Source organism: Stenotrophomonas panacihumi (assembly GCF_001431645.1).
GTDB classification, from domain to species: domain Bacteria; phylum Pseudomonadota; class Gammaproteobacteria; order Xanthomonadales; family Xanthomonadaceae; genus Stenotrophomonas_A; species Stenotrophomonas_A panacihumi.
In genome coordinates, this window is sequence record NZ_LLXU01000103.1 from 15,717 (window position 1) to 27,106 (window position 11,390).

Sequence of the window (11,390 nt, forward strand, 5' to 3'; positions counted from 1 at the left end):
GCCGGGCGCTCCAAACGCCCGTTCGAACCGGCGGGCCTCAGGCGCGCGCCGGCCAGCGCCAGGCGGCCAGGCCGAACCAGCCGGCCCAGGCCAGGAAACCCACGCGCTGCGCCAGCGGGGCCGGCAGCAGCGGCACGAAACCGGTCACCAGCACCAGGGCGCCGGCCACCCAGCACAGCCCGGCCAGGGTACGGTCGCGGGCCTGCATCGCCATGCCCAGCGCGAGCATGGCCGGGATGAAGGAGACCTCCCACAGCAGCCAGGCCGCCGAGTGGCGCTGGGTCGCCACGCCCTCGAAGTTGGCCGAATCCAGCGGGAACACGCCCAGCCCAGCAAACGCCAGCCCGGAAAGGAACAGCAGCTGCACGCCCACCCGGTGCGGCCACGAACGCGTCGCGCCGGCGCCGAATGCGGTCACCGCGGCGAATGCCGCCGCCAACCCCGGCACGATCATGGCCAGCACGTTGAAGGCGGTGGCATGGTCCACGCCGATGCCGCCGAGCAGGGTCACCGGGTAGCGCCACTGCGAATACACCGGGATCGCCAGCCCGAAGGCCGCCACCACGACCACCAGCCACGGCAGCAATCCCGTGGCCGCCCAGCGACCCCAACGTTCATTCCGACCCACATCCACTCCCGATCACTTCGGCGCACCGGCGTGGCGCGCGCTCGCCGGGGATTGTCGCATCCCGCCCGCGCGCAAAAAAAAGCCGCCCAGCAGGGGCTGGACGGCCAAATACTGCTCGGGGAGTTGTGTCGGGGAGAGAGTCCGGGGAGAAAAGCCTCAGCGCGAAGCAGCCTGGATGCCCATGCCGGTGATCTCCACCCGGCGGTTGGGGGCCAGGCAGGAAATGACCTGGGACGAACGCGGGCCCGGGCAGCTCACCAGCGGATCGCTGGCGCCGCGGCCGTCGGCCCACACCGAGTTGGCGGGCACGCCGAGCTCGATCAGCGCGAACTTCACCGCCTCGGCGCGACGCTCGGACAGCGCCACGTTGTAGTTCGCGCTGCCGAAGCGGTCGGCGTAGCCGGCCACGGCCACCTGTTGCAGGTTGGCCAGGCTGCCGGCCTGCTGCACCAGCTGGCGCAGGGTTTCGCGGCCGCGTGCGCTGAGCTGGGCGCTGTCGAACTCGAACAGCGCATCGGCCGACAGGCGCACCGGCTGGATCTGCGGCGACGGCGCGGGCGGCAGCGCGGCCACCGGCGCGGCCGGCGGCGGCTGCATCAGCGCGCTGCACGCCGAGGGCGCCCAGCGTTGGTCCTGCGCCACGCCGTGGTTGTTGAAGTCGATCTGCAGCTGGCAGCGCACCGGCGCGGCGCCGGCCGTCGGGCGCACGTTGAGCAGGTAGTTCCATTCGCGCACGCCGAACAGGCCTTCGTTGAAATGCGGGGCGCCGAGCAGCGCCTGCACCTGTTCCTTGTTCATGCCCGGCGCGTATTGCCGCAGCAGGTCGGCGTCGATGAAGGTGCCCGCACGCGGGTAGGCGCGCGAAGGATCCGGGAAGCCGTCGTCGCGGTCACGCGCGCTCGCGCCGAACGCGGTGAGCATCAACACGGTGGCCAGCAGTGCCCATGGCAGCGGCTGGCGTGCGGTACGGGAGATGGACAGGTGCATGCTGGTTTCCCCTCGAATGGGCGACCCGGCGCGCGCAACGCGCCGGGTCGCGGGATGCCGGCCAGGCCGGTCGTTTACCACTGGATACCGGCGCCGACGGACACGCCGCCCTCGCCGCGCGAGTTGGTCGAACCACTGAGCTTGTAGATCCACCGGCCGCCTTCGGTGACGCCGGCCAGGCCGACCGCGATGCCCGATTCGCCGTTGAAGGTGCTGGCGGCGATCGAGGCCATGCTGCGGCCGGCTTCGTACGGCTGCGGCAGGCCGGCCATCGCCATCGCCGAGGCCACGCCGGCGGAGGCTTCGTTGTTGAGGCTTTCGATGCGGCTGTCGGTGTAGTTCTTCGACCAGTCCATCGCGTCGGCCATGCCGGACTTCAGCTGGCCCAGGTTGACCGCGTCGTTGTCGGCGGTGCCGTTGGCGACGTTGTGCACCTGGGTCATCGTGTTGCCCTGGCCCAGCGTGAGGCTGCCGTAGTTGGTGGTGTTGTTGACGGTGTCGTAGCGCACCGTGCCGGCCTGCGAGGCCTGCAACTGGCGCAGGTTCACCGCGTCGGTGGCGGCGGTGCCGTCGGCGACGTTGATGACCTGGCGCTCGTTGCCGGCGCTGCCCACCGACACCGCGTTGGCGCGGTCAGCCACCGCACCGGCACCCAGCGCGACGCTGTTGGCCGCCGTGGCCGTGGCCTGCGGGCCGATGGCGATGGCTTCCGCCCCGGTGGCCGCGGCCGGCGCACCGGTCGAGTTCACCGAGAAGTACTCGCTGCCCGCGCCGTCCTGGATGTTGTCGATGCGCTGGTTGATGTTGACGATCGAGCCATCCACCGCCTCGAACGCCGAGCTGACGTTGTTGTAGGTGTTGCTCGTGGTGCCGCCGGTGGTGCTGACCGAGGTGATGTTGAAGCTCGGGCCGGTCCAGGTGCCGGTGCTGCTGTTGTAGGTGGTGGTGCCGCCGAAGTAGTTGGCGACCGTGCTGTTGGTGGCATACAGCTGGCCGCCGTTCACCGCGTCAGTGCTGCCCTGCGCCACCTCGCCGGCGGCGACGTTGACGATCTGCCGCTCGTTGCCGACGCTGCCGACCGACACCGAGTTGGCGCGGTTGGCCACCGAGCCGCTGCCCAGCGCGATGCTGCCGGTCGCGCTGGCCACGGCGCCGCTGCCCAGCGCCAGGCTGGCATCGCCGGAGGCGCTGGCATCCGGGCCCAGCGCCACGCCTTCGTCGCCATCGGCCGCTGCCGCGCCGCCGGTGGAGTTCACCGCCAGGTACGGGCTGGAATTGACGCTGATGTTGCGCACGCGGTTGTTGAGGTTGGTCAGCGAGCCGTCCACCGCGCCGAACGCGGAGGTGACGTCGTTGTAGGTGGAGACGGTGACGTTGCCGTTCGCATCGAAGCTGCTGATGGCGAACTGCGGCGCGGCCCAGGTATTGGTGGTGCTGTCGTAGGCGGTGGTGCCGCCCAGGAACGCGGCCAGCTCCTCGTGGGTCTGGAACAGCTGCCCACCGGTCACCGCGTCGGTGCTGCCCAGCGCGATGGTGCCGTCGGCCACGTTGCTGATGCCCACCGGCGCGCCGGTGCCATCGCCATCGAGGGTGATGTGGTTGAGCGCATTGCCGCTGGCGTCGGCGTCGTAGTGCACGGCCAGGCCGTCGGGCGCATCGATGTCGATGTTGCCCAGCGACTGGCTGATCGCCTCCAGCGCGCTGCCCACGTTGTCGTAGGTACCGATGCTCACGCTGCCATCGTTGCCGATGTTGTTGATGACGTAGGTCGGCGCGGTCGGCACGCCGTTGGCATCCACCGTCGAGCCGCCGCCCAGGTGCAGCGAGGTACCCTGCCCCAGTGCGTAGAGCTGCGCGCCGTTGATCGCCTCGGTGCTGTCGAGCGAGACCTCGCCGGCGGCCAGGTTGCCGATCACCGTGGCCGTCGCCGAGCCCACCGTGCCCAGCGTGACCCGCGAATAGTCCGGGTTGCCGCTGGCATCGGTGTCGTAGGTCACCGCGAAGATGTCGACCTGGTTGATCTGGTTGATCGCGCCCTGCAGCTGTTCGACGTTGACCGCATCGGTGGCCGAGCTGCCCGCGGCGACATGGGTGATCTGGCGTTCGCGTCCGGCCGAGCCGACGGCGACTTCGCCGATGGAGGTGCGTGAGGTGGTCAGTCCGTAGGCCATGTAGTTGTCCTGTCCGCCGCGGTCGGCGTTGGAGAGGTAACCCAGCGCCACCGTGTTCGCCTTGTTGGACGTCGCCCCCGCGCCGAGCAGCGTCTGCGCGTTGGCGGTGCCGGTGGCGTCGTCGCCGATCACCACCGAGTGGCCCAGGCGTGCGTCGTAATCGGCGGTGGGCACGCCGGTGGGGTTGTTGGGGTCGTCGCGGCCAGCGCCGGGGAAGGCGACGTCGGCATCCTGCGCGGCAAGCTCGTGGCGGGCGTTGGTGCCGATCACGACTTCCTTCGAGCCGTTGGAGTACGCGCCGTCGCCGATCAGCACCTGGTAGTCCTGCGCGGCGTTGACCGCCCAGCAATCGGTGGTGGCCAGGCCCAGCAGGTTGGCGCACTGCGCCGCCCAGGCGGGCGAGCCGTCCGGCAGCACCAGGCCGAGGATGCCGCCCGGGTTGCCGTTGTTGATGTTGTAGAGGTAGCTGTCGGAAGTGACGCCGCCGAGCAGGGTCAGGTGCGAGTTGCCGCCCGTGGCCGCGCCGCCGACCGCATCGAGCAGCGTGCCGACCGGCGTGGTGTTCACCACCGGGATGCCGAGCACATTGGTCACCGCGTAGCCCTGCTGGAAGTTCGCGTTGCTGACCGCCAGGTCGCCGTTGCGCACGTAGCCGTCGCCGCCGAACAGGCCGGTGGTGGTGCTGCCGAGCAGGTCGCTCAGCGAGCCGGTGAGGCCGCCGGTGCCGATGATCAGGCCGGGGCTGCCGACCTGCGCCGGCACGGTCGGGGCGGCGGCCGGCGTGGCGCCGGTGAGCCCGCCGACCACGTTGCCCAGGCCGCTGCCGATGCCGCCCACCACGCCGCCGAGCGTGTTGCCCAGGCCGCCGGTGCCGGAGGTGGAACCGGTGAGACCGCCCACCGTGTTGGTCACGCCGGTGACGACGCCACTGCCGACCGTGCCCACGGTGTTGCCGAGGCTGCCGACCGCGCCGGTGAGATCGCCCTGCTGCAGTTCGCTGCCGGTCTGCGCCAGGCCGCCGGCCAGCGCGCCGGTCGCACCGGTGACGGTGTCGTCCAGCGTGGTGGAACCGGTCACGGCGCCGACGGTATCGCCGAGCGTCTGCCCGACCCCGGTCACCACCGGCGACACGCCGCTGGTGACGCCGTTGACCACGTTGCCGGCCACGCTGCCGACGACGTTGCCCACGGTCTGGGTCACGCCGCCGAGCAGGCCGGTGACTGCATTCCCGGCGCCGCCGTTGCCATTGCCGGTGCCGCCGGTGAGGCCGCCCAGGAGGCCGCCGACCTGCGAGACCACGCCCGTCACCACCTCGCCGACATTGCCGGCGCCGCCGGTGCCGCCGCCGACACCTGCCAGCGCGCCGCCGAGCGTATCCGTGACCTGCCCGACCGTCGTACCGACCTGCGTCACCGTGTTGCCGAGCGCAGCACCTGCGCCGGTGCCGCCGCCAGCAGAACTCAATGCGGAACCCAACGAACCGGTGACCTGTTCGGCCACGTTGCCGGCCTGCGTCACGACATTGCCCAGCGTCTCGCCGACATCACCGGCGCCGCCAGTGCCGCCGCCGACGCCTGCCAGCGCGCCACCGAGCGTGTCGGTGACTTGGCCGACCGTGGTGCCAACCTGGGTGACGGTGTTGCCGAGTGCAGCACCTGCACCGGTGCCACCGCCTGCAGAACTCAGCGCAGAACCCAGCGAACCAGTGACCTGTTCGGCCACGTTGCCGGTCTGCGTCACGACATTGCCCAGCGTCTCGCCAACATTGCCGGCGCCGCCGTTTCCGCCACCGACGCCTGCCAGCGCGCCGCCGAGCGTATCGGTGACCTGCCCGACCGTCGTGCCAACCTGGGTGACGGTGGTGCCAAGTGCAGCACCTGCACCGGTACCGCCGCCGGCAGAACCCAGCGCGGAACCCAACGAACCCGTGACCTGTTCGGCCACGGTGCCAGTCTGCGTCACGACATTGCCCAGCGTCGCGCCTACATTGCCAGCGCCACCGTTACCGCCGCCGACGCCTGCCAGCGCGCCGCCGAGCGTGTCGGTGACCTGGCCGACCGTGGTGCCAACCTGCGTCACGGTGTTGCCGAGCGCAGCACCTGCACCGGTACCGCCGCCGGCAGAACCCAGCGCGGAACCCAACGAACCCGTGACCTGTTCGGCCACGGTGCCAGTCTGCGTCACGACATTGCCCAGCGTCGCGCCTACATTGCCAGCGCCACCGTTACCGCCGCCGACGCCTGCCAGCGCGCCGCCGAGCGTGTCGGTGACTTGGCCGACGGTCGTGCCGACCTGGGTGACGGTGGTGCCAAGTGCAGCACCTGCACCGGTACCGCCGCCAGCAGAACTCAATGCGGAACCCAGCGAACCGGTGACCTGTTCGGCCACGTTGCCGGTCTGCGTGACCACGCCACCCAGCACCGTGCCCACGCCATTGGCGCCGCCGTTCCCGATCTGGCCCAACCCCGTGGTGACATCCTGCAGCGCGGTCTGCGCCGTGGTCGCCACGCTGCCAAGCGCGCCGCCGACATTGCCGCTGCCCAACTGCTGCGCGGTCGTCTGCACGCCGCTCCCCGCATGACCCAGCACGTTACCCAGCGCCGGCGTCGCCGCCAGCGACTGGCCGAGATTCGCCACCGTCTGCCCGACGCCATTCAAGGCGACCGGCACGGTCTGCTGCGGCGCAGTCGACAGCAGCTGCGCGGTCGTCGCGCCCACCGTATCGACCACGTCACCCACCGCGCCACCGACGGCCTGCGCCACCGGCTGCGAAGTGCCCAGCTGGCCGTTGAGCAACCCATCGACACGCGTGCCGACCTGGGTCAGCACGCCATTGACCTGCGTGCCCACGGCCGTCAGCCCGACGCTGCCGCCGGTGGTGCCGGCCAGCACGCTGTCCAATCCGCCGAGCGTGGTGCCGACCACGCCCTGCACCGTCTGGTTGGCCTGGCCCACCACCGCCGGCACGTTGCCGGCGACCAGCTGCCCGCCGATCTGCTGCACGCCGCCGCCGGCCTGCGTGGTAACGCCGCTGACCGTGTTGCCCAGCGCCGCCGAACCGGTCACGCCGGTCAGCGTCTGGCCCAGCTTGCCGCCCAGGTTGCGCACGCCCGCGTTGACGGTGGTGGTGGTGCCGATGACCACTTCGCCCAGCGAAGTCGGCAGGCGACCGTTGCCGCCCTCGACCAGGCCGACCGTGGTGGCCAGCGTGTCCTTCACCGGGCCCAGCAGGTTCTCGCGGCCCGGCAGCAGCTTGTCGGCCACCGCGGTGACCACTTCGCCAGTGCCCTGCAGCAGGTGGCGCTTGTCGTCGATCAGTGCCTGGCCCAGCGCCGGTGCGTCGGTGATCGTGCCTTGCGCCGATTGCACCAGCGTCGCCACCGCGGTGGCGAGCGCGGCACCGGCATCGCCGGCGGCCAGCTGCTGCCCGCTGCGCGACACGCCGGCGGCAAGCGGCTGGCTGCGCGATTGCACGCGGGCACTCGTCCGCGGGGCAAGCTTGTCGCCCACGCGCCCGGCCACCTGCGTGGCGTTGGCCACGCCCTGCGCCACCGGCTCGCCCAGCCTGGCGCGCAGCGTCTCGGGCAGGTCGTTGGCGGTCACGGTGAGGCCGAGGTCGGCGGCCGCGCGAACCGCGGCAACCTGCGCACGCACCGAGGCATCGCCTTGCAGCGTGCCGCTGAGCGTTGCGATATCAAGAGACGCCGCCAACGCCGCCGGCCGAGGGGGCGCAGCGGCCGACGACGAAGGCGACGTCGTGGAACCCGGGGAAACCGCCGGCGCCTGGCCGACGTCGATGCGCACGCGCACGGGGGACTGCGCGGCGAGTTGCACATCGACGCCACCCGACACCGAGGGCGTGTACTTGTCGGCGATGTTCAGCAGCTCGTCCAGGCGCGGATCGCCGGCGCGCGCGGTTCCGGCCCAGCTGCCGAGCAGCCCGAGCGTGAGCAGCAGCGGCGGCGCCATCCAGCTGCGCCGCGCGTCGTGAGTAGTCGAATGCTTCTTGCCCTGGGACGTCGCCAGTTCGGACACGACGACAAAGGCATTCAGGGTGTGGCTCCACACCAGCCGATAGATGCGATTCATGATGCGCTCCCTTGGTGCGGCGGCATCGCACTTCGATGCCTTCCGTGGGAACCATTAAAGAGTCGCGGTGCGCCGCGATTTACTCCATTCCGGCAGCGGATACCGCCAAACCGGCAAAGTGTTGGGGAATTCCGGCAAGCGCATGCACGTTTGCGGCAAGCCTGCCGAATCCGTGCATCACGCCGTTTCCTGGACCCCCGAACGGCGCATCAGCGTGTCGCGCGGCAGCTCGCCGAACACGCGGCGATAGTTCTCCGCGAAGCGCGACAGGTCCCACAAGCCGCAGCTCAGCGCAATCGCCTTGACCGACTTGCGCCCCGCATCGGCCGACGACAACCCGCGGCAGGCCGCGCACAGCCGCAGCATGGAGAGATAGCGGTTGGGCGAGATGCCCAGCAGGTCGTCGAACGCATAGCGCAATGCGCGCTCGCTGACGCCCGCGGCATCGCAGATCTCGTTCATGTAGATGTTGTGCCGCAGGTTCATCCGCATGAACTCCTCGGCGCGGCGCAGGATCATGTAGTGCGTGCGCCGCCCGCGGCCGCTCACCGCGCGGTCGTAATGCCCCGCATCGACGATGCAGCGCACGTGGTGTTCCAGCACCTCGTCCAGCGACAAGCCCTGCATCGCTGAATAGCCGCCGGCGATGCGAGTCTCCAGCTCGTTGTAGTACCCGCACAAAGGATGGTCGGTCGGCAGGTGCAGGTGCGCCGTGGCCAGGCCAGGCGCGGCGATGTCGCCCAGGTGCAGCTCGCTGAACTTTTGACGCAGGCGCTTGAAAGGCACCATCACCAGGGTGACGGCGCTGTCAGCGCTCAGTACGAACTCGCTGATGCCCTCGGGGGTCAGGGTCATCAGGCTGCCATTGGACAGCGGTGCGCCATGGCACCAGCTGGTCGCTTCGTTGGTGCGGTGGATGCAGCCGATCAGGCACCAGTCCAGCGGCAGCATGAAGCGGCCGCGGCCGGTAAAGCCGGTTTTGATCGTGCAAAACAGCGCCTCGTCGTGCACGACGCTGTGGACCGCCGCCCTCGGGCCATTCCCATCCAGCAAGACCAACTCCACCTCACATACGCGCAGCAAACCCGACAGGTTCACCAGGTCGAACGTGCAGAGCTGGGCGCCGTCGGCACCCCCCATAACCAGCCCCCCCATTTCTCTCCTCAAATGGCGCGGTGGTGCGCCTAACGCTCTTGTTATTCGTCCTGCAAGTTCCAAGCCGCTATTCGCGTTTTTGGATTCCACCGCATCGGCAACTGCCGGCATAACTTAATGATCGCGGCGGGAGCATGCGTGAAGGAGAGTTGAAATTTCATCCCTCTCGCCGCGTATTTAACCACGCGGGAAATTGTTTCGTGATTCCTCTCACAGTTCGTCTTTGCTTCGTGCCGTTTTTGCATATCGCTTCTGCCGTTTTTGCGCATCAACGGTTTGGAGATTCCAAGAGCATGACCGTTATCGAGGTAGAAGCCTCGAGGCAGTAAAGGGGAGCGCAATGGAAAGCACGGGGACCACTATTCAGGTGGAGGGCACGGACCGTTCGGTGCGTGCATACGTGATGGAGATGGCGCTTCTTTCCCGCAACACGCGCCGGGCGGTGACGCCCTGTCCGGCTGGCGCGACCTTGACCACGCAGGGCACGTGCAAGGAGAAACTCCCATGATTCGTTCGATCCAGCGCTTCATGCGCGAAGAAGATGGCGTTACCGCCCTGGAATACGGCCTGCTGGCCGCCATCGTCGCGGGCGCCCTGATGATCTTCGCCGCCCCGGCCATCCAGTCGTTCTTCAAGAAGCTGTTCGAGACCCTGTCCACGGCGATCGACAACGCCGGCAAGGACGCGACCTCGGCCACCTGACCGAGCGCACGGCACCGCCTGTATGGACATCCTTCTCGCCCTGCTGACCAGCGTGCTGTGCGTACAGGTTGCGGTGAGCGACCTGTACGCACGGCGGGTGTCCAACCGCTGGTTGCTGACAGCGCTGGCCATCGGCATTGCGCTGATGCTGTGGCACGGCGCGGACTTGGCGCAGTGGCGCTCGGCCGGACTGGGATTTCTCTGCGCGGCGATCCTGCTGCCCTGCTACGCCATCGGCTGGATGGGCGCGGGCGACGTGAAGTTCTTCGCCGTGCTCGGCGCGCTGCTCGGCGGCCCCGGGGCCCTGTTGCCGGTGTGGATCGTCGCCAGCCTGCTGGCCGGGCTGCACGCGATGGCGGTACTGGCCGCGCCGGGCATCGGCGCACGCATTCCCCTGGGGCTGCGTTTCGCCCTGGAAAACACCCAAGCACGGCTGCAGGCGTGGCCGCCGCACCAGCGCATGCTCGCCGCCCGGCATGGCCGCCGCGGCATTCCCTATGCGACCTACCTGGCCGTGGCGACGCTGCTGCTGTTGCTGCTCGGAGGGCCTGGCGCATGAAGCATCAATATGTCTTCGGCCGCCGGATGCGCGGCGTGGTCAGCCTCGAATACGCCCTGCTCCTGCTGCTCGGCATCCTGCCGCTGATCCTGGCCACCTTCAGCGGCGTGCTGATCTTCGCCGCGCAGCAATCGTTGAGCCTGGCCGCCGCCGAGGGCGCGCGCGCCTCGCTGCGTTATGGCACCACCGCCGAGCGCCGCGCCGCCGCCTGCATGGCCGCGCGCGAATCCATGGACTGGCTGCTCGAGTACGCCAGCCAGAGCCCGGATTGCAGCAACGCCGCCGCCTCGCCCATCACCGTCTCGCAGCCCTTCGCTTGCGTCGGCAGCGCCGACCGCCAGTGCATGCGCGTGACGGTGAGCTATGACTACGACCACCACCCCTTCATTCCCGGCACCGGCCGCCTGTACGGCTGGACGATCGGAACGCCCCTGAGCAGCGTCGCCACGGCGCAGCTCGACCTGGGCGAGTGAATCCAAGGACCTAAGGAGCGCGTCCATGCAGAAAGCCACCCGCATCACCGCCCTGCTGCTGGTCGCCTTCGCGATCGCGCTCCTGCTGCTGGCGGTGCTGCTCGGCATGCGCGGGCGTTCGCAGGCCAATGGGCCGACGCCGACGATGTCGACCGTGCCGGCCCCGGAACACCTGCAGGTGCTGGTCGCCGCACGCGACCTGCCAGCGGGCGAACCGCTCGATGCCAACGACCTGCGCGTGTCGCAGGTCGAGGCGATGCCGCCGGGCAGCTACGCAGCGCCAAGCGCGCTGGTGGGCAAGTTCCTGTCGCGCCCTGTCGCTACCGGCACGGTGATCGACGCCACGCTGCTCGCGCACGGCCTGGCGCTGGAACTGCAACCGGGCGAACGCGCCATCGCGGTGCCGGTGGATGAGCTGTCCGGCGCCGGCAACCGCGTGGTGCCGGGCGACTACGTCGATGTCTTCATGAGCCTCAAGTCTCGCGCGCAAGACGGCGACGACAGCCAGAACCGCCTGCTGCTCTCGCGCCTGCGCGTGCTCAGCTACGGCGCGCAGGACCTCGGCCAGGCGCCCACGCCGCAAACCACCAACACCGATGCCAGCGCGAACAGCGGCAACACGCGTG

General features: G+C 69.7%; 8 protein-coding genes. 4 read left to right on the forward strand and 4 right to left on the reverse strand.

Annotated features, from left to right (window positions below):
• Positions 1–37 precede the first annotated feature (37 nt).
• The 4 genes from ARC20_RS13585 to ARC20_RS13600 all read right to left on the reverse strand — a co-directional run bounded on the left by ARC20_RS13585 (position 38) and on the right by ARC20_RS13600 (position 9,030).
• Complete coding sequence (locus ARC20_RS13585; RefSeq protein ID WP_057648033.1) at positions 38–628, reverse strand: DUF998 domain-containing protein; 591 nt, start codon at positions 626–628, stop codon at positions 38–40.
• A gap of 156 nt (positions 629–784) precedes the next feature.
• Positions 785–1,615: an OmpA family protein gene (locus tag ARC20_RS13590; protein WP_057648022.1), complete on the reverse strand. Its 831-nt coding sequence runs from the start codon at positions 1,613–1,615 to the stop codon at positions 785–787.
• 74 nt (positions 1,616–1,689) lie between these two features.
• Entirely contained in the window at positions 1,690–7,875 is a 6,186-nt protein-coding gene (locus ARC20_RS13595) for an ESPR-type extended signal peptide-containing protein (protein ID WP_057648024.1), read from the reverse strand.
• A gap of 177 nt (positions 7,876–8,052) precedes the next feature.
• The gene (locus ARC20_RS13600) at positions 8,053–9,030 is read right to left on the reverse strand and encodes an AraC family transcriptional regulator (protein WP_237642594.1); all 978 of its coding nucleotides are present in this window, start codon (positions 9,028–9,030) and stop codon (positions 8,053–8,055) included.
• Positions 9,031–9,534: 504 nt separating this feature from the next.
• Between ARC20_RS13600 and ARC20_RS13605 the strand changes: the two genes are divergently transcribed.
• The 4 genes from ARC20_RS13605 to cpaB all read left to right on the forward strand — a co-directional run.
• Positions 9,535–9,732, forward strand: a complete 198-nt coding sequence (locus ARC20_RS13605; protein ID WP_057648026.1) for a Flp family type IVb pilin — start codon at positions 9,535–9,537, stop codon at positions 9,730–9,732.
• A gap of 22 nt (positions 9,733–9,754) precedes the next feature.
• Positions 9,755–10,291, forward strand: a complete 537-nt coding sequence (locus tag ARC20_RS13610) for an A24 family peptidase (RefSeq protein WP_057648029.1) — start codon at positions 9,755–9,757, stop codon at positions 10,289–10,291.
• Positions 10,288–10,764: a TadE/TadG family type IV pilus assembly protein gene (locus ARC20_RS13615; protein WP_057648031.1), complete on the forward strand. Its 477-nt coding sequence runs from the start codon at positions 10,288–10,290 to the stop codon at positions 10,762–10,764. Before ARC20_RS13610 ends, ARC20_RS13615 begins: the two co-directional genes overlap by 4 nt.
• Positions 10,765–10,789: 25 nt before the next feature.
• Positions 10,790–11,390, forward strand: a 601-nt coding sequence (gene cpaB / locus ARC20_RS13620; protein ID WP_081418200.1) for a Flp pilus assembly protein CpaB, incomplete at its 3' end; no start/stop codon positions are given.

Bases quoted from the DNA above. Each gene is read 5' to 3' on its own strand.
- ARC20_RS13590 (WP_057648022.1), bottom strand. From the start codon at position 1,615: ATGCACCTGTCCATCTCCCGTACCGCACGCCAGCCGCTGCCATGGGCA.
- ARC20_RS13595 (WP_057648024.1), bottom strand. From the start codon at position 7,875: ATGAATCGCATCTATCGGCTGGTGTGGAGCCACACCCTGAATGCCTTT.
- ARC20_RS13600 (WP_237642594.1), bottom strand. From the start codon at position 9,030: ATGGGGGGGCTGGTTATGGGGGGTGCCGACGGCGCCCAGCTCTGCACG.
- ARC20_RS13605 (WP_057648026.1), top strand. From the start codon at position 9,535: ATGATTCGTTCGATCCAGCGCTTCATGCGCGAAGAAGATGGCGTTACC.
- ARC20_RS13610 (WP_057648029.1), top strand. From the start codon at position 9,755: ATGGACATCCTTCTCGCCCTGCTGACCAGCGTGCTGTGCGTACAGGTT.
- ARC20_RS13615 (WP_057648031.1), top strand. From the start codon at position 10,288: ATGAAGCATCAATATGTCTTCGGCCGCCGGATGCGCGGCGTGGTCAGC.